We start from the raw sequence: 20,913 nt of genomic DNA, 5'->3' as shown, positions 1-20,913 counted from the left end.
AAGCGAGGAAATTGCGGTCGGTCCCGGCGCGGCATTCAGTCGAATTCCACGACGAGCGAGCTGGCCAGCAGCCCCTTGCGGCGCAGCCTGCCCATCGCGCCCTTCGCGCGGCGCAGATTGGGCCGCGCCAGCAGCGGCTTGAGCATGAGGTGCAAGGTCGCGCGATTGATATGGCGGCCGAAGCATTCGTGCAGGCCATGGCCGAAATGGATGTACGCATCGGCCGGCCGGTCGGACCGATAATCGCCGGGCTCGGGCACGCGCGCGGGATCGCGCATCGCCGAACCGATGCAGGCCAGCACATGGGCGCCGGCCGGAATGGTGCGGGCGCGAGGCGTCCCCACCGCCAGCTCATGCGTCGAGAGCGCGGTCCGCGCCAGCCAGGGTGCGATCGGATCGAACCGCATCGCTTCCATGAGGCAGGCCCAGAGCTTGTCGTCCTCATCGGCCCGGGCCGCCGCCTGCGCCTGCGCCAGCGCAGCCGGGCGGCGCAGCAATTGCTCGATCGCGTGCGGCAGGACCATCGGCGGCTGAGGCGGCCCGCCGACAACCAGGCCGACCAGCGCGGTGCGGATCACCGCGTCCGAATAGCCCGGCTCGCCCGCCGCCTGCAGCGCCAGGCAGCGCGACAGCACATCGTCCCGATCGATCGGATGCGCGCGGCGCTGCTCGATCGCGCGCTGGACATGAGCGCGGATGATGGGCGCGATCTGCTCCGCCTCGGCCTGCAAGGGCTTATCATCGGCCACGAAGACATATTCGAAGAGGCGCGTGCCCCATCGATAGAGGCTGTCGTCTGCCGTCCGGGGCACGCCAAGATAGTCGGCGACGAAATCGAAGGCGACGGGCCGGGAGAGTTCGCTCACCACGTCGATCCAGCCGTTCGACCGCTCGACGATGTCGCTCGCCATGCGGCTGACCGTGGCAGCAAGGCGAGGCAGGTCGTCCCGGCGCACCACGCGCTCCAGCGCGGCGAGATCGGCGCGGTAGTCCGGGCCGTCCGCCATGCCCAGGATGAAGCGCTGATGATCCATGACCATGTCGAGCTTGGCCAGATACGGCACCCCGAACACGACGTCGGTCTCGAACACCGCTCGAACATCCTCGGCGCGCGTGACGAGATAGGTGTTGCCGAAGCGGGCGATCGGGCGGACACGACGCAAGACGCGGAAGACGAGCGGCAGCAACCCCATGCCGGCCTGCGTCAGCCATTGCATCACGACGCCGCCGCGATCGCGCAGGACCGGCGGCGCAATGGAAACCGAGGATGCCGCCATCAGACGGTCTCCACGGCAAATCCACGATTATCAGCAAGCAGCCGTCCGGGGAAGCAGGCCGCACCGCGCCGCCGATACGGCGGCTCGCCCGGATAGATTGGGGAATTGGACGAAAATCGACGTCCTGCTCGAACCTGCGCCATCTATATCCCCGACGAAGAGGAGGTGGACGCGACCTTTTTCCTGTTTGATTGCGCTTAGATCATCGAACCCGCAGGAGGTCAAACGGGATCATCAGGCCGACGGCGCCTGTTACCTCGATTTCGGATGTCGACCGGCCGGTATTCGCGCTCTCAAAAACGGGAGTCACTCAGGCGGTCGGGAGCGGGACGGCCGGCTCCGCATCGACCGGTCCCGCCCGCCGTCCCCACCAACTTTGTTCTGTTTCGAGGAACATTTCTATCGGTTCGACCGTTCGGTTCCCGAGTTCCCAAGTTCCCGCGCGAATACCGGCGCATGAAGGAGACACCGGCTTGTTCCATCTCAGCCTCCCGCGGATCAACCTTCACTCGGCGCGCGCCGCCGGGCAGCTTGTTCTCAACGGCGGCGTGTGAGCATTTTCGTGCGGGACGATCTTTCATCTGGCGCACGCACAGGCGTTCAGGGCCTCGATGACATTCTTGGCGGAGGGCTGACGCGCGGTCGGCTCTTCCTGCTTGAGGGAAGTCCGGGAACCGGGAAAACCACCATAGCAACGCAATTTCTGCTGGAGGGTGCGCGGAACGGCGAGCGTTGCCTTCACATCACGCTATCCGAAACCGAAGATGAGATGCGCGAGAGTGCACAGTCCCATGGCTGGGATCTTTCGGATATCAAGCTGTTCGAGCTCTTGCCTCCGGAGAGCTTGCTCGACGACGAGCAGCAGCAGAGTCTTCTATATTCCTCGGATCTCGAACTTGGCGAGACCACCAAGCGGATCTTCGCTGCTTTTGACGCGTTGAAGCCCGATCGGGTCGTCCTCGACAGCCTGTCCGAAATCCGGCTTCTTGCCCAAAGCTCGCTACGCTACCGACGGCAAATTCTGGCGCTCAAGCACTTTTTTTCGACGCAGCAGGCGACCATCCTGATGCTCGACGACCTCACGGCCGACGTTGCCGACAAGACAGTGCACAGCGTCGCCCACGGCGTGATCCGGCTTGAGGAATTGTCGCCGGGCTATGGGCCGGATCGGCGCCGGCTTCGCATCGTCAAATTTCGCGGCCGGCGCTTCCGCGGAGGCTATCATGATTTTGTGATCGATACCGGTGGGGTCCGGGTCTTTCCCCGTTTGGTCTCGGCCGAGCATAAAACCGATTTCTCACGCGAAATGCTTCGGAGTGACTCGCAAGAACTGGACGCGCTTCTGGGCGGCGGCGTCGAACGCGGATCGAGCGTGTTGGTCCTCGGGCCAGCGGGCACCGGCAAGTCGTTGGTCGTGCTGACCTTTGTGGTCGCTGCGGTCGCGCGCGGAGAGCGCGCCGCCATGTTCATCTTCGACGAGGAAATCGGCCTGCTTTTCTCCAGGGCGATCGGGCTCGGTATCGACCTGCAAAAGATGGTTGCCGATGGAAATCTGGTCATCGAGCAGGTCGATGCCGCCGAATTATCACCCGGCGAGTTTTCGGAACGTGTCCGCAACTGCGTCGAGCGACATGCGGTACGGACGATCGTGATAGACAGTCTCAACGGCTATCAGGCCGCGATGCCGGAAGAGAATGCGCTCGTGCTGCATATGCATGAACTCCTGCAATATCTGAACCGGCAAGGCGCCACGACGTTCCTGACTGTGGCCCAGCATGGCCTGGTTGGCGACATGAAGGCGCCGGTCGACGTCACCTATCTGGCCGATACCGTGATATTGTTGCGCTATTTCGAGGCGTCCGGCCGTGTTCGTCGCGCGATGTCAGTCATCAAGAAGCGCACCGGCTCGCACGAGGATACCATTCGTGAGTTCCGGATCGGCCATGATGGCCTCCGCTTCGGCGCGCCGCTGGTCGACTTCCAGGGCGTACTGCGCGGGGTTCCGACGTTCACCGGTGAAAAACCCGCGCTGCTTGAAGATATTCCGTGATCCCGCACCTTTCGGAGCGCGCGCTCATCCTCGCACCCCATGGCCGCGATGCGCGCATCGCCGCCTCCATCCTTTCCGAAGCGGGGGTGTTGACGGATATCTGCGCTTCGCTGGGCGCGCTTCAGCAGGGGCTGGAGGGGGGAGCGGGATTTGCGCTCGTCACCGAGGAAAGCCTGCTTTCGGCCGATCTTCATCCTTTGTCGCATTGGCTGAAGACTCAGCCGGAATGGTCGGACTTCCCCTTCATCCTCCTGACTCACAAGGGCGGCGGACTGGAGCGCAATCCCTCGGCTCGGCGTTTCCTCAACCTGCTCGGCAATGTCACTTTTCTGGAGCGCCCTTTCCATCCCACAACCCTGCTCAGCCTGGCGGAGGCGGCGCTCCGCGGCCGACGGCGCCAATATGAAGGGCGCGCTCGGCTCGAGGAACTCCATAGCGTCGCCAACAAATATCGCTCGCTGTTCGAATCCATCGATGTCGGCTTTTGCATCATCAAGATGGTCTTCGATCAGGCCGGACGGCCGATCGACTATATCTTCCTGGAGGCGAATCCGGCCTTCGCGCGGCAGACCGGCCTCGATCATGTCATCGGCCGGTCGATGAAATCACTGGTGCCGGGACACGAACAGCGCTGGTTCGATGTCTACGGCCAGGTCGCTTTGGAGGGCCGGAGCGTTCGTTTCGAGGAACATGCCGCCGCGCTCGGCGGTATCTGGTATGACGTCTATGCGTTTCGCGCGGGGACACCGGATCAAAACCAGGTTGCCGTGTTGTTCAACGACATTTCCGAGCGCCGTCGCATGGAACAGACGCTGCGAGACAACGAAGACCGCCTGCGACGGCTCAACGAGACGCTCGAGGAGCGCGTGATGGAGCGGACCCGCGACCTGGAGCAGGCGCAGGGTGCGCTTCGGCAGTCGCAGAAGCTCGAATCCATCGGCCAGCTGACCGGCGGCGTCGCGCACGACTTCAACAACCTGCTGATGGCGATCATGAGCAGCGTCACCCTGCTCCAGAAGCGTGTGCCGGACGATCCCGTTCTGCATCGCCTGATCGACAATGCCTTGCAGGGTGCCCAGCGTGGAGCGGCATTGACCCAGCGCATGCTCGCCTTCGCGCGCCGGCAGGATCTTTCGTCGGTTCAGATCGACCTTGCCGGCCTGGTCCGCGACATCACCGAATTGGTCGAGCGCACGATTGGTCCGGCCTGGTCTCTCGACATACGCATCCCCGATGATCTGCCGCGGGTGGTGGGCGATGCCAACCAGCTGGAAATGGCGTTGCTCAATTTGGCGGTGAATGCGCGCGACGCGATGCCCGAGGGCGGCGCGATCATCATTGCGGCGGAACGGCGCCATTTCGCATCGCAGGAGATCGAGGGGCTCGGGGCCGGTCGTTATGTAGGACTATCGGTGATCGATACGGGCGTCGGCATGGACGCGGAAACGCTCGAGCGCGCGACCGAACCCTTTTTCACCACAAAGGGTATCGGAAAGGGGACCGGCCTGGGCTTGCCGATGATCCATGGCCTGGCCCGCCAGTTGGGCGGAACCTTCACGCTGACGAGCGCCCCAGGGGAAGGTACAACGGCAACATTGTGGCTGCCCGCCGCGCAGGCGGATGACGTCAACATGATCGCGCCTTCCGACCAGGCCAGCCAGAACAACATGGTCGGTCGGCTGAAAGTGCTGGCCGTGGATGATGACGGGCTCATCCTGATGAACACGTCCGCGCTGCTCGAGGATCTGGGACATTCCGTCCTTGAGGCAAGCTCGGGGACCCAGGCTCTCGACCTCCTTCGGAAATATCCCGACATTGATCTGCTGATCACGGATCAGGCAATGCCGAACATGACCGGCACCCAGCTCGTCCATCATGTTTCGGAGCTTCGTCCCGATCTGCCGATCATTCTGGCGACCGGATATGGGGAGGTGCCAGCAGGGTTCGAAACGAGCGTGGTCAAACTCGGCAAGCCATTCGCGCAGACCCTGTTGGCCCAGGCTCTCGCCCAGGCGGTCGGCAAGGCGACGGCAAAGCAGAAAGAGTGAATGATCAAGGCCGCGAGCCATTTCTCGTCATGGGATCAGCGCGTCAGGCGATAGCCCACACCGGGCTCGTTGCGAATGAAGGACGTCTCGATCGCTTCGCCTTCGAGCTTCTTCCGAACACCGCGCGCGGCCACGCGGAGATATTCAACATCCTGCTCATGCCCGGGACCCCAGACATTCCGGAGCAACTGCAGGTGCGTGACCACGCGTCCGGGATGCTTGGCAAGTTCGGCCAGGAAGCCGAATTCCTTGGGCGTAAGGCGCACCTCCTCGCCCGCCCTGCGGACGAGGCGCGCCGTCAGGTCGATCTCGATATCGCCGATCTGCACGCTCGGCGCCTCGACTTCCGCTGACAGGCGATGCCGCAATGCAGTTCGCACGCGCGCCAGCACTTCCTCCGTGTCGAAGGGCTTGGTCACATAATCGTCGGCACCCAGGTCCAGCGCGGCGACCTTTTGATCCGTCGCGTCGCGCGCCGAGACCACGATGAGCGCGGCGCCAGTCGCCTTGATCAGGGACACAAGCTCGAGGCCGTCGCGGTCCGGTAAACCAAGATCGAGCAGCACGGCATCGGGCTTGTCGATCTGGACGGAAACGAGAGCATCGCGCGCCGTTGCGGCCTCGACGATGCGATAGCCCGCACGCGCCAGCCCGGCGCCAAGCAGCCTGCGAATGGCGGGCTCGTCGTCGACCACAAGAAGCTTCGGCCCGGTCGTCATTCGCCTGCCATGCCTTTCACAAGTTTGGATTGCGGGAAACGCAGATCGAAGCACGCACCTGGGCGATCACGACGGTTCGACGCCTCTACACCGATGCCCATCGCTTCGGCAAAGCCCTTGACGATCGCGAGGCCCAGGCCAGTGCCGCCCTTGCGGTCAGATCCTTCGATGCGGGCAAATGTTTCGAAAATGCGACGCTCCTCGCCAGCCGGAAAGCCGGGCCCTTCGTCCAGGACCGAAAGCGTGAGGCCGCTTGCATCGCGCTTCGCCGCAATCGTGATCGGCGCGTCCGCACTGCTATATTTCGCTGCATTTTCGATGAGGTTGATGAGGCAGTGATGAAAGAGCTGCGGATCCACCGACACGAACGGGAGATCCGGCGGCACGTCCAGCCGGACGGTTTGATTCTGCAGGACGCGCCGCAGGTCGTGGACGGCAGTCGCGACGGCTTCCGCCAGATCGACCGGTTCGATCGACTGATGCAGCGCGCCGGTCTCGATACGCACCATATCGAGCAGATTGGCGACGAACCGTTTGAGGCGCTCCGCCTCACCTCGCGTTTCGCGAAGCTGCACGGCTTGCTCCTCGGTTGCAGGCCGTATCTCGCCCAGCATGCCAAGAATGGTCGTGAGCGGCGTGCGCAGATCATGGCTCACCGAAGAAAGCAGCGCCGCCCTCAGCCTGTCTCGCTCCTTGAGTTGCGTAACGGTCGTCATTTCGGCCTCGAGGGATATGCGTTCGAAGGCCAGCGCTGCCTGATCGAGCAGGCTTAGCAGAAGCGGGAGCTGATCAGAACGGATCGGCGTCCCGGCGTCGGGCCGTGCAAGGCCGAAGACACCGAGCACGCGCCCCCCAGCAGCCAGCGGATGAAAAAGCCATTCCGATGCCGTCAACGTCTCGGAGTTCCGGCCGGCCGGCTGATTATGGTCGAACGCCCAGCGCGAGGCCGCCTGCTCGATCGCTTCCAGCCGTGCATCGGGCGGCACTGCGGCGCGCAATGCGAGCTGACCATCCTCCGGAAGCAGAAGGAGAGTGTGAACGCCAAGCAGACGACCTACTTCGCCGCAGAGAAGCTGAGCCAGTTCGTCCGGCTTGCTGATCGCGGTCAATTGCCGCGCAAAGCCCGCGAGCGAGCTGTTCTGTGCAGCGCTGCGCTGGGCAAGAAGAGCCTGGTCGCGAACCCGGGCCGCCAACTGGCTGCTCACCACCGCCACGCCGAGAAGCACGAGCACCGTCAGGATGTTCTGCGGGTCCTGGATCGTGAACGTGTGCGTCGGCGGGATGAAGAAGAAATTATAGGCAAGCGAGGAGATCAGACTGGTGACGATGCCGACGCGCAGGCCGTAGCGCGAGGCGGCAGCCATGACCGGCAGCAGGAACAGCAGGCCGACATTGGTGATGCTCTCGGCCGAGAAAATGAGTTCCCCGAGCAGTGTGACGAGAGCGACCAGGCCGAGGGCGATCAGATAGTCGGTAGCCGTGCCCCATTGGCCTTTTGCACGGCGGCTGCGCGGCGCGGAGGCTGGTCTGTCCTGCTCCATTGGAACGACGTGCACCGTGACGCCGGGGGTCTCGCGGATCAATTGGTCGACCACCGACCCGTGGCGCAGCTCGAACCAGCGCGAGCGCGAGGACTTGCCGACGACAAGTTGGGTCGCACGTGCCTCCCCGGCGAAGCGAATAAGCCCATTAACGACGGTTTCGGCCGGAACCGTCGCGACCTGCGCCCCCAGTTGGCTCGCCAAATGAAGGGTGGCGGCAAGCCGGCTGTTATCCGCGTCGGAGAAGTAATTGGAACGGGGCGTCTCGATGTGCACCGCAGTCCAGGGGCCGCGCAACGCGTCGGCAATGCGCTTGGCAGCGCGGACCAGTTCCGCGGCGCCGGGCTGTTCGCTGACGGCAACAACGATCCGCTCTCCCGCCGCCCAATTGCCGGCGAGCGCATGGGCGCGGAGATAGTCGAGCATTTCGGCATCGACCGCCTGTGCGGCGCGGCGCAGGGCGAGTTCACGCAGCGCCGTCAGGTTGGACTTGGAGAAGAAATTGCCGAGCGCCCGCGTGGCTTCCGCCGGGATGTAAACCTTGCCCTGCCTTAACCGCTCGATGAGTTCGTCGGGCGGAATATCGACGACTTCGATGTCGGCATTTTCGATGACCCGATCCGGTAGCGTCTCGCGGACGCGCACCTTCGTGAAAGAGGCCACGACATCGTTGAGACTTTCGAGATGCTGGACGTTGACCGTCGAATAGACGTCAATGCCCGTGGCGAGCAGCTCCTCGACGTCCTGATAGCGTTTGTCGTGGCGGCTGCCTGGTGCGTTGGTGTGCGCGAGTTCGTCGACCACGACCAGCTCGGGCCTCCTGGCGAGAATGGCATCAATGTCCATCTCGCCGAGCGTGCGGCCCTGATATTCCACATCCCGCCGGGGGACCATCTCGAGCCCGTGAACCAGCGCCTCGGTTTCCCTGCGCCCATGCGTCTCGACCACGCCAATGATGACATCGGTGCCACCCTGCTTGCGGGCCATGGCCTGGGTGAGCATCTCGAAGGTCTTGCCGACGCCGGGTGCCGCGCCAAGGAATACTTTGAGACGGCCGCGGCCCTCCTGCGCGGCGGCGCGCAGAAGGGCCGCGGGATTCGGACGGCTGTCGAGAGGGGGCTGCGGATTCACGGCGTCTGTTTAGCGCGTTCCCCGCCCAAAGTATCGAGCGCGCGATTGAGCATCAGCACATTGACACGTGGCTCGCCGAGAAAGCCGAACAGCGGTGTTTCGATTTGCTTCGTCACCAGCGCACGCACCCGGGCCGGATCGAGTGCCCGCGCCTTCGATACCCTGTCGACCTGGAACAAAGCCGCCTCGGGACTGATATGGGGATCGAGCCCCGAGGCGGAGGTCGTCACCAGATCGGCAGGTAGGGTTGGAGCGTCTGGCGAAGCTCGCAGTTTCTCGATGTCGGCCTTCACCCGGTCGTGTAGCGCCTGGCTTGTCGGGCCGAGGTTGGAGCCATAGCTGTTGTCGGCCTCATAACCCTTGCCGGCGGCGGAGGGTCGCGGGTGGAAATAGCGCTCTCCTGCAAAGCCTTGTGCGATGATCTCGGAACCGACCACGCGATCCCCATCCATGATCAAGCTGCCATTGGCCTGATGCGGAAAGGCAAGCTGGCCGATGCCGGTGAGCAAGGCCGGATAGGCCAGGCCGAGCAGGGCCGCGAACAGGAGCGTCAGCACCACGGCCGGGCGGATGGCGGAAGTCAAATCCTTGAGCATGATATTTGTCCTCAGGCGAGGCCAAGCCCGGCGACCGCCAGGTCGATGAGCTTTATGCCGATGAAGGGAGCGATGAGGCCGCCCAGCCCGTAAACGGCCAGATTGCGCGCGAGCAGCGGGCCTGCGCCGATCGCGCGATACTTGACGCCCTTGAGCGCCAGCGGAACGAGCAGCGGGATGATCAGCGCATTGAAGATGATGGCCGAGAGGATCGCGCTGTTCGGCGACGAAAGCCCCATGATGTTGAGCACAGCCAACCCCGGATAGAGCACGACGAACATCGCCGGGATGATCGCGAAATATTTGGCGACATCGTTCGCCACCGAGAAGGTGGTGAGCGCGCCGCGGGTCATGAGGAGTTGCTTGCCCAGGCCAACGATCTCGATGAGCTTGGTCGGGTCGCTGTCGAGATCGACCATGTTGCCGGCCTCGCGCGCGGCCTGCGTTCCGGTGTTCATGGCGACGCCGACGTCGGCTTGGGCCAATGCCGGCGCGTCGTTGGTGCCGTCGCCACACATGGCGACGAGGCGTCCGCCCTGCTGCTCCTTGCGGATGAGGTCCAGCTTGTCCTCGGGCGTTGCCTCGGCGAGGAAATCGTCGACGCCCGCCTCCGCCGCAATGGACGCTGCGGTGAGCGGATTGTCGCCGGTGATCATCACGGTGCGGATGCCCATGCGGCGCAACTCGGAGAAGCGCTCGCGCACGCCCGCCTTGATCACATCCTTGAGCGCCACCGCACCCAAGATGCGACCGTCCCGCGCGACAGCCAGCGGCGTCATGCCGCCACGGGCGATCTCGTCAGTAATGCGGCGCAACTCGTTGGCCTGCGCGCTGTCGCCCGAACCAGGATTAGCCTTGAACACCGAGTCCACGGCACCCTTCTGGATCAGCGAGCCCTCGGCGCGGACCCCGGAGATGCGGGTTTGCGCCGTGAAGGGTATGACTTCGGCCCCAGACGGCAGCGCGGCCTGTTTCACACCGAACCTCTCGCGGGCGAGTGTCACGATGGAACGGCCCTCGGGTGTCTCGTCGGCGAGGCTCGCCAGCAGCGCGGCATCCGCCAGCTCCGATACTTCGACACCCGTCACCGGACGAAACTCGCTCGCCTGCCTGTCGCCGATGGTGATCGTGCCGGTCTTGTCGAGCAGCAGCACGTCCACGTCACCCGCCGCCTCGACGGCACGGCCGGACTTGGCGAGTACGTTGAAGCGCACCAGCCTGTCCATTCCGGCAATGCCAATGGCCGAAAGCAATGCGGCGATTGTCGTCGGGATAAGCGTAATCAGCAGTGCGGCCAGCAGCGCGACAGGGATGTGACCCCCGGCATAGCTGGCAAAGCTTGGGATGGTCGCCACGGCGATCAGGAAGATGATTGTGAGCCCCACCAGCAGGATCGTGAGCGCGATCTCGTTCGGCGTCTTCTGCCGCTCCGCGCCCTCGACAAGCGCGATCATGCGGTCGAGGAAGCCCTGGCCCGGCTCCTGCGTCACACGCATCTTGATATGGTCGGAGATAACCCGCGTGCCTGCGGTGACAGCGGAGCGATCGCCCCCGGCCTCACGGATCACGGGCGCACTCTCGCCGGTGATGGCCGCCTCATTGACGGAGGCGACGCCTTCGGTGACCTCGCCGTCAGCCGGGATCAGGTCGCCAGTCCCGACGACAACGATGTCGCCGCGCTTCAGTTGTGACGCGGGCACCGTCTTCCCGTCCGGCAATCGGGCGACCAGCTCGGACTTGGCGGCGCGCAGCGACGCCGCCTGAGCCCGCCCTCGCCCTTCGGCGAGCGCCTCGGCAAATGTGCCGAACAGAACGGTAAGCCAGAGCCAGACGATGAGTTGGACCTGGAAGCCGAACGCGAGCTTCTCGCCACCTGCGACGAGCAGGACTGTGAGGAGGAGCGCCACCACGGCGGTGGTGAAGAGCACGGGGTTCTTCACCAGTTCACGTGGATTGAGCTTCCTGAAGGCGTTGCCGATCGCCGGACCGACGAGCTTTGCCGAAAAGATCGAGGATGCAGTTGTCATGTCTATGCCCTCAGAAGAGCTGGCCGTGGATCATCGCGAGATGATCGGCGATCGGACCGAGCGCGAGGCTGGGAAGGAAAGTGAGACCGCCCACGATCAGGATGATCGAGACCAGCAGGCCTACCCAAAGCGGGCCCGTGGTAGGGAAAGACCCCGAGGTCTCGGGCGTGTATTTTTTGGCGGCCAGGCTGCCGGCAATGGCCAGCACCGGCACGATCATGAAAAAGCGGCCGATCCACATCGCGATGCCGATGAGGCCGTTATAGAAAGGCGTTCCGGAGGTGATGCCAGCGAAGGCTGAACCATTGTTTCCGGTCGCCGAGCTGAAGGTGTAGAGGATCTCGGAGAAGCCATGCGGCCCCTTGTTGAGCGGACCAGCGAGGCCCTGGGGCAGCACTGAGGCGAGTGCCGTGAAGCCCAGGATACAGAGCGGCAGCACGGCAATGGCGAGCACGGCCAGCTTGACCTCCCGACTCTCGATCTTCTTGCCGACATATTCCGGTGTACGCCCGACCATGAGGCCCGCGACGAACACGGCCAGGACGGCGAACAGCAGGAAGCCGTAGATACCCGCGCCAACCCCGCCGACCACAATCTCGCCGAGCTGGATGTTGAACATGGGCACAAGGCCGCCGAGCGCCGTGAAGCTGTCGTGCATCGCATTGACCGCGCCGCACGAGGCGGCCGTGGTGATGACCGAGAAGAGGGCCGAGGCGGCAAGGCCGAAGCGGACTTCCTTGCCTTCCATGTTGCCGCCGGGGAGGCCCAGTTGATGCAGCATCGGATTGCCCGCCGCTTCCTGCCAATAGACGATGCTGACGCCGGCGAGGAACAGGACCATCATCGCGCCGAGGATCGCCCAGCCCTGACGTGGATTGCCCACCGCCTTGCCGAAGCACCAGCTGAGGCCAACGCCAATCGAGAAGATCGACAGCATCTGGACAAGGTTGGTGAGCGCCGTCGGATTCTCGAACGGATGTGCGCTGTTGGCATTGAAGAAGCCACCGCCATTGGTGCCGAGCATCTTGATCGCTTCCTGCGACGCAACGGGACCGACGACGATATGCTGCTTCACGCCTTCGAGCGTCGTCGCATCGACGAGGCTGGCGAAGGTTTGGGGCACGCCGCTGGCGATCAGGAAGATCGCATAGACGAGGCAGAGCGGCAGCAGCAGATAGAGCGTCACGCGCGTCATATCGGCCCAGAAGTTGCCGATCCCACTTGTCTGTCGCCGCGCGAACCCGCGGAACATGGCAAAGGCGATGGCGATGCCGGTCGCGGCCGACAGGAAATTGTGGATGGTGAGGCCCACCATCTGGCTAAGGTTCGACAGTGCGACCTCGCCGGAGTACCATTGCCAGTTGGTGTTGGTGGTGAAGCTGATCGCGGTGTTCATCGCGCCGTCCGCACCAATGCCAGCGAGGCCGCGCGGGTTCATCGGGAGCACGCCCTGCAAGCGCAGGATCGCATAGGTGAACAGTAGTGCCGCCAGCTGGAAGAGCAGCATATGGAGAGCGTAGCGCCGCCAGTTCTGCTCGGCGTTCGGATCGATGCCGGCAAGTTTGTAGAAGCCGCGCTCGACCGGGCCGAGGACGGCGTGGAACGGCGTGCGCCGCCCTTCGTAGAGCGCGAACAGCCACATGCCCATGGGCTTGGCGAGGGCGACGATGAGGACGGTGAAAACGAGGATCAGCGTCCAGCCTTGCGCGGTCATGGCCAACCTCCTTCAGAAACGCTCGGGCCGCAGGAGCACGGCCACGAGATAAAGCAGAAGGCCGAGCGCGGTCGCGCCAGCCAGGGTGAGTTGCAGTGTCACGGTCGTTCTCTCCTCATGCATCGTCGCACAGGCGCGCAAATGCGAGCGTGAGCAAGAACAGCCCGGCGAGCACGCCGAGCCAGATCAAATCGTTCATCATTCCGGTCCTTTGGTAACGGGGAAACGGACGTATCGCGCAGGCAGTTCGATTTGCTCGAAGAGGCCAGGACCGACCGTCAGCAGCGCGCCGCCGGCACTCCAGCTCATGACGATGACCATCGCACCGGCCCACTCCAGAACATGCTCATGCATCGGCGATCGGTGGACCGAATGGTATAGCCACAGGCTCGCCGCCACGCACAGACCCAGCAACGCCAGGCCGAGTGCACGCAGGACCATTTCCGCCATCCACCGGCCTTGTCTGGTTTCGAGCCGACGCAAGATCGTGCTCATGATCGAGGCACTCCGCTGCGCCGTCGAAATGCAGGATCGCACTTCTCGGGTCGCATCCAATGAGGGACATTACGGATGCCCATGTGGTACAGGGGGCGATTAAGGTTCCACGGGGAATTTGGCCCGCCGCATAAAGATTCCATAAAGTTCGTGGTGCAAACGTGAGGCGGGGAATAGAGCGCATTGGCGCCGGCCCCGGGGAGGTCGACATCAATCGAAAGGTCGGATTGCTTGCAAGCTGTGCAGCCGGCGGAGGCCGATCACGCTCACGCCCATTCGGAAAAGCTCAGTGCGCTGGCGCTCGGCGCTATCGGCGTGGTGTTCGGCGATATCGGCACCTCGCCGCTTTACGCCCTCAAGGAGAGCTTCATCGGCCATCATCCGCTGGCGGTGGACCAGGCGCACATCTACGGCGTCCTGTCGCTGATCTTCTGGACGATGATGCTGATCGTGACGCTGAAATATGTCTTCCTGATCCTTCGGGCGGACAACAAGGGTGAAGGCGGCAGTCTTGCGCTCCTTGCCCTCATCACGCGCAAACTCACGACAGCGCGGGGCAGCACGGCAATCATCATGCTGGGGGTCGTGGCGACAGCGCTCTTCTATGGCGACGCGATCATCACCCCGGCCATTTCGGTACTGTCAGCGGTCGAGGGGTTGACGACCGTCAGGGCAGAGCTGACGCAGCTGGTCCTGCCGATCACGATCGCCATCCTCGTCTTTCTCTTCGCCATCCAGTCCCGCGGCACGGCCAGCGTCGGCCGCCTGTTCGGCCCCGTCATCATCGTCTATTTCGCCGTGCTGGCCGTTCTCGGCATCACCTGGATCGCCCAGGCGCCCGAAGTGCTTTGGGCGCTCAACCCTTGGCATGCGCTCCATTTCTTCCTGCTTGATCCGACACTGGCCTTCCTGGCTTTGGGATCGGTCGTGCTGGCGGTTACGGGCGCCGAAGCACTCTATGCCGATATGGGCCACTTCGGGCGCAAGGCAATCATGGTCTCGTGGCTCTATGTCGCCTTTCCATGCCTGATGCTCAACTATCTCGGCCAGTCGGCGATGATCCTGCGCAATCCAGCGGCGGTCGAGAATCCCTTCTTTCTGATGGCGCCGGACTGGGCGCGCCTTCCGCTGGTAATTCTTGCCACAATGGCCACCATCATCGCCAGTCAGGCTGTCATTTCCGGCGCCTTTTCGGTCTCGCAGCAGGCCGTCCAGCTTGGCTTCCTGCCGAGACTGCGGATTTTGCACACCAGCGCGAAAGCGGCCGGGCAAATCTACGTACCGCTGGTCAACTGGGGCCTGCTCGTCCTGGTCATCCTGCTGGCAATCGGCTTCGGGAGTTCGAGCAATCTGGCGGCGGCCTATGGCATCGCCGTTACCGGCACGATGTTCATCACCGCCTGCATGCTGGGCGTGCTGACGTTCGCGGTGTGGAAGTGGCCGCCGGTTATCGCGGGTCTCGTCACCGGCATCTTCCTGCTCATCGACGGGCTCTACTTCGCGTCCAACGTCACGAAAGTCCCTGACGGCGGCTGGTTCCCGTTACTGGTCGCCGCCGTGGTCTTCCTGCTGCTGACGACCTGGGCTACCGGGCGGAGATTGATGCGGGAGCGGCTCGCGGAAGGCGCAATGCCCGTCGAGGTGTTCATCAAGTCCGCCGCTCAATCGGTCAAGCGAGTCCCGGGCACGGCGATTTTCCTCAACTCCACGACCGATACGATCCCGCCGGCGCTGCTGCACAATCTCAAGCACAACAAGGTGCTGCACGAGCGCGTCGTCGTGCTGAACGTGTCGACGCAGCAGGTGCCCCACGTCGCGATGAAGGATCGCGCCGAGGTCACCGCCTTTGGGCAGGGATACTACCAGATCGTGTTGAAATTCGGCTTCATGGACGAGGCCGATATTCCGGCAGAACTGGCGCGGATCAAAAATGCTGGCGAACCCTTCAGGAGCATGGACACGAGTTATTTCCTGGCGCGCCAGACCCTGCTCCCCTCGGCACGGCCCGGCATGCCGCTGTGGCGCGAGAAGCTTTTCGCCTGGATGGTCCGCAACGCGGCGAGCGCCATGGAGTTCTTCAAACTGCCGACCAACCGGGTGATCGAACTGGGAAGTCAGGTCGAGATCTAGCAAAGGCTGCCGCGGCAGGAATGTCTAACCGTGGGCCTCAGTTAGACGTCGAAACCGATCACACCGCCGAACTTCTTCTCCTTCTGCCCTGGGTCGATCCATAACGGCGCGCTGAAGCTGGTGACCTACACCATCTTCCCCGCTGCCTTCATCACGCTGATCACGATCTCGCTCATCCGCGAGCCAGACGGGCGCAAGGCTGCGATCCTGATGGCGGCGACGATCGTGTATAGCGGCTGCGCAGCGCTGTTGTTCGAAATCAGACTTAGGAGTCATCGGCACGGTCAGTCGCCGGTTTCGGAAGGATAGCCCTGGCCTCGCCCTCTATTCCGTCATTTCGTCCCTCGGTCTCTCAAATCATCCACGACTTGTTCGCTCGATTTTCGAGGACCTTGGAGCGAAATGCACTGGGTGTGGTTCCGAAACGCTCCTTGAAGGCGCGGCTGAAATGAGCCGAGTTGCTGAAGCCGAAATTATAGGCCAACTCGGTCAGCGTCGCGCTCGTGCCGCTCGTCGCCATCAGCGCCTCTTTACAACGCTGCAGCCGAAGCGACCATATCATCCGGGAAACCGATTCCTGGCCTTCGAAGACCTTGTGAATGTAACGCGGCGAGCAACCCATGGCTGTGGCGATCGTCTCGACCGAGAGAGCGGGATTGCTCAAATTGCACCTAACATAGTCGTGCACGCGCCGTTCCAGCGCATCGCGGCTGCTGGCGCGCTCGTGCGCCGAGCTCGCGTCGTTGATGATGATCCGCAGCATCTCGAGAAGCGAAAGGCCCAGCTCCTGTTCCGCCGGATCGCTCAAATCGTCCAGGTCCTCGATCGTCATGCGCAGGCATTCGAACAGGAGCTTGCTGATACGCCCGCGCGTCTCAATGGGTGCGCTCAGCGTCGTTGCCAGCCGATAATCACGCTCCGACAGGAGCGACTTTGGCAGTTGCAGGGAAATTTGGCTCGCATCGCGTTCATTGACGACACTATGCGGACGAGCACCATCGATCACGAGCCATTCGCCGGCCCGGATGGTGTGGCGCACGCCGCTCTGCTCGACCAGACTTTCGCCGCTTCGCTGAAATCGAACGCGCAGGAAATCCTCCTCACATCCGGGCATCCGGCAATGGGCCGGGCTCGCGACATGATGGGGACCGGCCTTCAAGCCGAAGACGAGGAGGCGTCCCAGGATGCGGGTTGAAGCCTCGGCGTCGAATATGTCGGCCAATGGCGTCGCCCTCACGCCGCCGATTGCGCTGGAGCCCGAGTTCCAGAAAAAGACCCGCTCGGCCGCGGCAATGCCGACAGTCGAAACGGAATGCACCCGCCCCATGCGCCCTCCCGAACCCTGCGGCTTCGTCGGCCCGTTTGCATGCCATTATGCCGTCAATCAGGCAGAGGTCAATTCGAACGGACACTCTGCCTTTTGCGACGGAGCTGTACCGCCCCGCCCGCACATGACTGCTAGCGCCGGCCGGCCGATGTCCAGGGCGACACGGTGTAATAGGGCGCCTGATAGAAGGTCGCGACGACGGCCGCGATGCATCCCTCCGTCACTTTGAACATCTCCAGCAGGCCCCAGCTCTGGGGTTCCTGAAAAACCGACTTGGTCATGGTTCCATCGCTCAGCCGATACTCGTCGAGCACGCCCTTGTGGTCGATGAAGCCGCGCGCCATCACCACCTGGCGCGCCTCGTCGACCAGCACGATCTCGCGCCTTACCCGGTTGTTGAATGCATAGCGTCCGGACTTGAAGCCGCCCTTGATGTCGGAAAACAGCATCCCGTTCTCGCGCCGGGTCGCGTCCTCGTGAAAGCAGGTGCCGCGAATTTCGCCGTCATTGTGCTGCAGGGTGTCAAAATAGCCATGAGCATGTTTGGTCAGAGACGCACGGCTTGCCCGCTGAGCGGGCGGTATGGTCTGCTCGATGATCGGATCATAAGTGAAGCTGCCCACCTCGCCAATTGGCGTCGGCGGGCTCGACAGGTTGCGCCGGGTCGAAATGATATGTTCCACCTCGGTGATCCGGCGCCCTTCGATTTTCAGCCGAACGGCCAGAAAGCCGGGTACCGCGCGCTGGCGAATGCCCATGTAGAGGCCGACCGTGCCCATTGTCGGGTCCGAAAGCAGAAGCGATGGCCCGACATCTTCGGTCACCGTGTCCCAGGTCCCGTCGGGGAACGGCATCTCGACATTGTTCTCGCTGTAGCGGACATGCTTGGCAAAGGGCGCGGCCGAGGCATCGTGCTTGAGATAGGCGGCGCGGTACTGGTTGCCGATGCCTTCGAGACAAGCCTTGTCACAGGACTGCGACTGCCCTTTTCCCGCGGCCATGGTCGGCGTGGAGGCCGCCATCATTAGTCCCGCCATGGCGAATAAGTAGCGCTTCATGTCCCGCCGTTCCTCTGTTTGCCCTTGTTCTGCGTTCGACGTCACAGGACCTCGTAATAGCTAATCGTCAGCACGCCCTCGGCAGCTGGCTTGGCGATACCGATGAAGAACAGGCCCAAGACCCAGCTATGTTCACTGCGCACATCGGCATCGACCCAGCTGGTGACGCGATAATAGCCGTCCATGCGGGCAAAGCCGATGTTGCGGACATAGAGCCATTCGCCCTTCTGATCCTGTATGAGGACATGGCCGTTCACATCGGTGACGCCGTCAGCCCGCCGCAGCGAATATTCGCCTGCACCATGCGGATAGACGGCGCCTTCGATCCGTCCGGTCACGGTACCGCCGGTGATCAGCTTGAAGATCCGCTCTCCGTGCGGCGTCGCTTCCTGATGCGTGGGGGCATAGCTCAGCGTCACCTCGAAGGCCGGCTTGAAGCCGATGTCCGCGACGAGATCCGGTGAGCGGTCGGCGGGAATCGAAAACTGCTCCATCACAGCACCTCGTAATATGTGAAGATGGTTCGGTCAGGATCCGTTCGACGCAGCCCGTGGCCGATGAACAGCGTATGGTTCATCCAGTCGTGTGGACTGTTCCTTGGCGCCTCGAAGAAGGGCGAGGTGCGCATACGCAGCGGCACCTGGGAATCGGGCGGCGCGACGAAATCCTGCTTGATCCGTTCGCCGGGCTTGAGCGGCGGAAGCGGCCGGTCCAGCGCCGTGATCGGGTCCCAGTCCACACGTCGCATGTAGCCGCGATTGTTGATGTAGATATAATGTCCGTCCGATGCCTGAAAGATGTAGTGCGCGTCCAGCGGACCGCCGCCGCCACCGAAATCGGCACCGCCATAGGGGACGACCTTGCCCTGAAGTCGCGGACCCCAGATGTCGCCGCCGATTGCCGGAACAAAGGTACGGCGAAACGGTGCGTCGATCGCGATGCGTTCCTTGAAGAACACGCTGACCGAAAAGGCCCAGCGATAGCGGACGCCGGCCATTTCCTTGATGGGGGGCAATGCCGCCCGGGCCGGTTCGGCCGCCTCCGAGGGCTCGCTGAAATTAGCCAGGACTCCGGCGGCGGACATGCCGGCCAACAATTCTCGACGATCGATCATGACGAGTGCCCTCCTTGCGATGTTGGCGTGCCGATTTCCTCTGCGTCCCACCAATAGCCATGCACTTGCGTTCCGGCTCGGAACGGCAGGTAGACGCGCGCAATATCGCCCTCGCTCAGTCGCTGCGCGTCGGCGATGATGAGCTCGGTGCGCATTTCGGCAAGGTTCGACGCCGTGCCGATCAGATAGCCATCGCCCTCCGCCGTGCTGCCCCGCCGCGGCACGAAGCTGCATTCCTGCAGCGTATGGGTCTCGCCCACGAAATAGCGATCGAGCGCGCCGGTGTGCAGATCGAAGCGGCCATAGCTGTTTGAAACGCGCCCACGCATATTGCCGGCCCGCGCTTCGTCGAACGGCCGCGTGGGGTCGGAGAAGTTGGTGAAGGCATAGCGCTGCGGCAGTGTGGTGAAGCGCTGATCGACCTTGCCGAGGTCGCTGATCGGTGTGTGAAACAGGATCTCTTCTTCCCAGCCGTCGCCGGGCTTGCTCAGGTCGAAGGTGAGTTTACGAACATGGGAGACCGCCTTGGATGGGTCCCAGGGCGAGCCGTCCACATTGGGGAAGAAGGGGAAGAAGTTGGACTCGTAGAAGGGCGCGTAGAGGATCACCTTGTCGCCGAGGCTGTGGGCATTGAACACATGCATCATGCAGCGCTCCGGGCCCTTGAACCAGCGGATGTCGGACCCGTCGCCATCGCGGCGCAGAATGCCAATCATGCTTGGCAGCTGCTTGTCCCAGCCCCAGTGGATCTTGCCGGCCTTCAGTCGCTCGAGACTGGTCGTGTAGCAGGCGAAGGGAAAGATCACATGCTTCTGCGTCACCGCGAAATCATGGATGATGGAGACATAGGGAACCTTGAGGCGAACTTCCCGGCCGACCTTGCCCGCCTTGTCGACGTAATAGAGGAATAGGTCGTCGCTCGCGGGACCAGTCGCCTCATAGCCGAACGTGATCATCTCGCCCGTCAGCGGGTCGATCTTGGGATGCGCGGTGAAGGTCTGGCTTTTGTATGCGCCGCCAAAATTCCATGGTCCGATGGTTTCGAGCGTCACCGGATCGATCTGATAGGGCAGCGCGTCTTCCTTGAGCGTGAAGAGCTTGCCGGCATGGACGAGGGGTGCCGTGTTCGAGACGGTCGCGTCGAGCCCGGCGACAGCCGGATCATCCGTGAAGCGATTGCGGTAATAGCCGAATTGCTGGCGGCCGGCTTCGAGATTGGATTTGAAACGCGGGGTGCGCACGAAGCGTCCCTTGTAAGACACGCGGCCATTTCTGATCCGGAAACTGCTGACATAGCCATCGGTATGAAGGAAGGCGTCGTCCGCGAACTTTGGCGGATAGAACCATTCCCCCCCGACGCGGAAGAACGTGCCGTCGATGTCGGCAGGAATCACCCCGTCGACCTCGCAATCGAGCACTTCGGCATCGAACCGCTGCGGGGTGAAAAAGCCTGTCGCTGCCGGACCGTCGAACTTGTGGACCATGGGTAATCTCCGTGAAGCGGTGTCGGGCGTTCCAGCGCCAATTGAAGGGATGAAGTCTGCGCCAATCCTCGTCCGTCAGCGCCTGCCGGGCGCCGCCGCCGCGATAGCCGGCCGGGGGCGGTAGGCCGGCAACGTCCCGGACGGACCCAGCAAGAGGCCGTCATCAAAGAAGCTCACTCATGCGCGCGCCCGTGCGCCCGGA

The 20,913-nt window shown here is 63.1% G+C and carries 17 protein-coding genes; 4 read left to right on the top strand and 13 right to left on the bottom strand.

What is annotated here, in order from left to right; all coding sequences use genetic code 11:
- Window positions 1-35: 35 nt before the first annotated feature.
- Entirely contained in the window at window positions 36-1,277 is a 1,242-nt protein-coding gene (locus tag KK488_RS04165) for a cytochrome P450 (RefSeq protein WP_214621864.1), read from the bottom strand.
- Between the two features lie 550 nt (window positions 1,278-1,827).
- Here KK488_RS04165 and KK488_RS04160 point away from each other — a divergent pair.
- Complete coding sequence (locus KK488_RS04160) at window positions 1,828-3,327, top strand: ATPase domain-containing protein (RefSeq protein ID WP_349356845.1); 1,500 nt, start codon at window positions 1,828-1,830, stop codon at window positions 3,325-3,327.
- Entirely contained in the window at window positions 3,324-5,375 is a 2,052-nt protein-coding gene (locus tag KK488_RS04155; protein WP_214621863.1) for an ATP-binding protein, read from the top strand. Before KK488_RS04160 ends, KK488_RS04155 begins: the two co-directional genes overlap by 4 nt.
- 35 nt (window positions 5,376-5,410) lie before the next feature.
- Here the strand turns inward: KK488_RS04155 and KK488_RS04150 are convergent, their stop codons facing one another.
- From KK488_RS04150 to KK488_RS04120, 7 genes are all read right to left on the bottom strand, one after another.
- Complete coding sequence (locus KK488_RS04150; protein ID WP_214621862.1) at window positions 5,411-6,094, bottom strand: response regulator transcription factor; 684 nt, start codon at window positions 6,092-6,094, stop codon at window positions 5,411-5,413.
- Window positions 6,091-8,766 carry a DUF4118 domain-containing protein gene (locus KK488_RS04145; protein WP_214621861.1) on the bottom strand — a complete coding sequence of 892 codons (2,676 nt, stop codon included), beginning with the start codon at window positions 8,764-8,766 and terminating at the stop codon, window positions 6,091-6,093. The genes KK488_RS04150 and KK488_RS04145 overlap by 4 nt, the downstream gene beginning before the upstream one ends.
- Window positions 8,763-9,362 (bottom strand): potassium-transporting ATPase subunit KdpC, encoded by a 600-nt coding sequence (gene kdpC, locus KK488_RS04140; RefSeq protein ID WP_214621860.1) that lies wholly within the window; start codon window positions 9,360-9,362, stop codon window positions 8,763-8,765. The genes KK488_RS04145 and kdpC overlap by 4 nt, the downstream gene beginning before the upstream one ends.
- 11 nt (window positions 9,363-9,373) lie before the next feature.
- Window positions 9,374-11,389, bottom strand: a complete 2,016-nt coding sequence (kdpB, locus tag KK488_RS04135) for a potassium-transporting ATPase subunit KdpB (RefSeq protein ID WP_214621859.1) — start codon at window positions 11,387-11,389, stop codon at window positions 9,374-9,376.
- Between the two features lie 10 nt (window positions 11,390-11,399).
- Window positions 11,400-13,103 carry a potassium-transporting ATPase subunit KdpA gene (kdpA, locus tag KK488_RS04130; RefSeq protein WP_214621858.1) on the bottom strand — a complete coding sequence of 568 codons (1,704 nt, stop codon included), beginning with the start codon at window positions 13,101-13,103 and terminating at the stop codon, window positions 11,400-11,402.
- A gap of 12 nt (window positions 13,104-13,115) precedes the next feature.
- Window positions 13,116-13,205, bottom strand: a complete 90-nt coding sequence (gene kdpF, locus KK488_RS04125) for a K(+)-transporting ATPase subunit F (protein ID WP_214621857.1) — start codon at window positions 13,203-13,205, stop codon at window positions 13,116-13,118.
- Between the two features lie 96 nt (window positions 13,206-13,301).
- Window positions 13,302-13,598, bottom strand: a complete 297-nt coding sequence (locus tag KK488_RS04120; RefSeq protein WP_214621856.1) for a DNA translocase FtsK 4TM domain-containing protein — start codon at window positions 13,596-13,598, stop codon at window positions 13,302-13,304.
- A gap of 240 nt (window positions 13,599-13,838) precedes the next feature.
- Between KK488_RS04120 and KK488_RS04115 the strand changes: the two genes are divergently transcribed.
- Together KK488_RS04115 and KK488_RS04110 are read left to right on the top strand one after the other, a co-directional pair.
- Window positions 13,839-15,728 carry a potassium transporter Kup gene (locus KK488_RS04115; protein WP_349356849.1) on the top strand — a complete coding sequence of 630 codons (1,890 nt, stop codon included), beginning with the start codon at window positions 13,839-13,841 and terminating at the stop codon, window positions 15,726-15,728.
- 120 nt (window positions 15,729-15,848) lie between these two features.
- Window positions 15,849-16,037, top strand: coding sequence for a hypothetical protein (locus tag KK488_RS04110; protein WP_214621855.1), 189 nt, complete (start codon window positions 15,849-15,851; stop codon window positions 16,035-16,037).
- A 43-nt stretch (window positions 16,038-16,080) separates the two neighbouring features.
- On the opposite strand, the gene KK488_RS04105 is transcribed toward KK488_RS04110, so the two are convergent.
- The 5 genes from KK488_RS04105 to KK488_RS04085 all read right to left on the bottom strand — a co-directional run bounded on the left by KK488_RS04105 (window position 16,081) and on the right by KK488_RS04085 (window position 20,711).
- Entirely contained in the window at window positions 16,081-17,055 is a 975-nt protein-coding gene (locus KK488_RS04105) for a helix-turn-helix domain-containing protein (RefSeq protein ID WP_214621854.1), read from the bottom strand.
- A 131-nt stretch (window positions 17,056-17,186) separates the two neighbouring features.
- Window positions 17,187-18,113: a DUF8021 domain-containing protein gene (locus KK488_RS04100; protein ID WP_250890054.1), complete on the bottom strand. Its 927-nt coding sequence runs from the start codon at window positions 18,111-18,113 to the stop codon at window positions 17,187-17,189.
- A 41-nt stretch (window positions 18,114-18,154) separates the two neighbouring features.
- Window positions 18,155-18,607: a DUF3237 family protein gene (locus KK488_RS04095; RefSeq protein ID WP_214621853.1), complete on the bottom strand. Its 453-nt coding sequence runs from the start codon at window positions 18,605-18,607 to the stop codon at window positions 18,155-18,157.
- The gene (locus tag KK488_RS04090) at window positions 18,607-19,227 is read right to left on the bottom strand and encodes a DUF3237 domain-containing protein (RefSeq protein WP_214621852.1); all 621 of its coding nucleotides are present in this window, start codon (window positions 19,225-19,227) and stop codon (window positions 18,607-18,609) included. The genes KK488_RS04095 and KK488_RS04090 overlap by 1 nt, the downstream gene beginning before the upstream one ends.
- The gene (locus tag KK488_RS04085; protein WP_214621851.1) at window positions 19,224-20,711 is read right to left on the bottom strand and encodes a carotenoid oxygenase family protein; all 1,488 of its coding nucleotides are present in this window, start codon (window positions 20,709-20,711) and stop codon (window positions 19,224-19,226) included. The genes KK488_RS04090 and KK488_RS04085 overlap by 4 nt, the downstream gene beginning before the upstream one ends.
- Window positions 20,712-20,913: the final 202 nt, after the last annotated feature.

This window comes from Sphingobium nicotianae (assembly GCF_018603885.1).
Taxonomy (GTDB): Bacteria; Pseudomonadota; Alphaproteobacteria; order Sphingomonadales; family Sphingomonadaceae; genus Sphingobium; species Sphingobium nicotianae.
The sequence above is the reverse complement of the archived record's forward strand: the minus strand, read 5'-3'. Positions and strand labels throughout refer to the sequence as shown.

Coding starts and splice junctions, on each gene's coding strand:
- KK488_RS04120 (WP_214621856.1), bottom strand. CDS start 13,598: ATGAGCACGATCTTGCGTCGGCTCGAAACCAGACAAGGCCGGTGGATG.
- KK488_RS04165 (WP_214621864.1), bottom strand. CDS start 1,277: ATGGCGGCATCCTCGGTTTCCATTGCGCCGCCGGTCCTGCGCGATCGC.
- KK488_RS04100 (WP_250890054.1), bottom strand. CDS start 18,113: ATGAAGCGCTACTTATTCGCCATGGCGGGACTAATGATGGCGGCCTCC.
- kdpB (WP_214621859.1), bottom strand. CDS start 11,389: ATGACAACTGCATCCTCGATCTTTTCGGCAAAGCTCGTCGGTCCGGCG.
- kdpA (WP_214621858.1), bottom strand. CDS start 13,103: ATGACCGCGCAAGGCTGGACGCTGATCCTCGTTTTCACCGTCCTCATC.
- KK488_RS04150 (WP_214621862.1), bottom strand. CDS start 6,094: ATGACGACCGGGCCGAAGCTTCTTGTGGTCGACGACGAGCCCGCCATT.
- KK488_RS04085 (WP_214621851.1), bottom strand. CDS start 20,711: ATGGTCCACAAGTTCGACGGTCCGGCAGCGACAGGCTTTTTCACCCCG.
- KK488_RS04105 (WP_214621854.1), bottom strand. CDS start 17,055: ATGGGGCGGGTGCATTCCGTTTCGACTGTCGGCATTGCCGCGGCCGAG.
- KK488_RS04095 (WP_214621853.1), bottom strand. CDS start 18,607: ATGGAGCAGTTTTCGATTCCCGCCGACCGCTCACCGGATCTCGTCGCG.
- kdpC (WP_214621860.1), bottom strand. CDS start 9,362: ATGCTCAAGGATTTGACTTCCGCCATCCGCCCGGCCGTGGTGCTGACG.
- KK488_RS04090 (WP_214621852.1), bottom strand. CDS start 19,227: ATGATCGATCGTCGAGAATTGTTGGCCGGCATGTCCGCCGCCGGAGTC.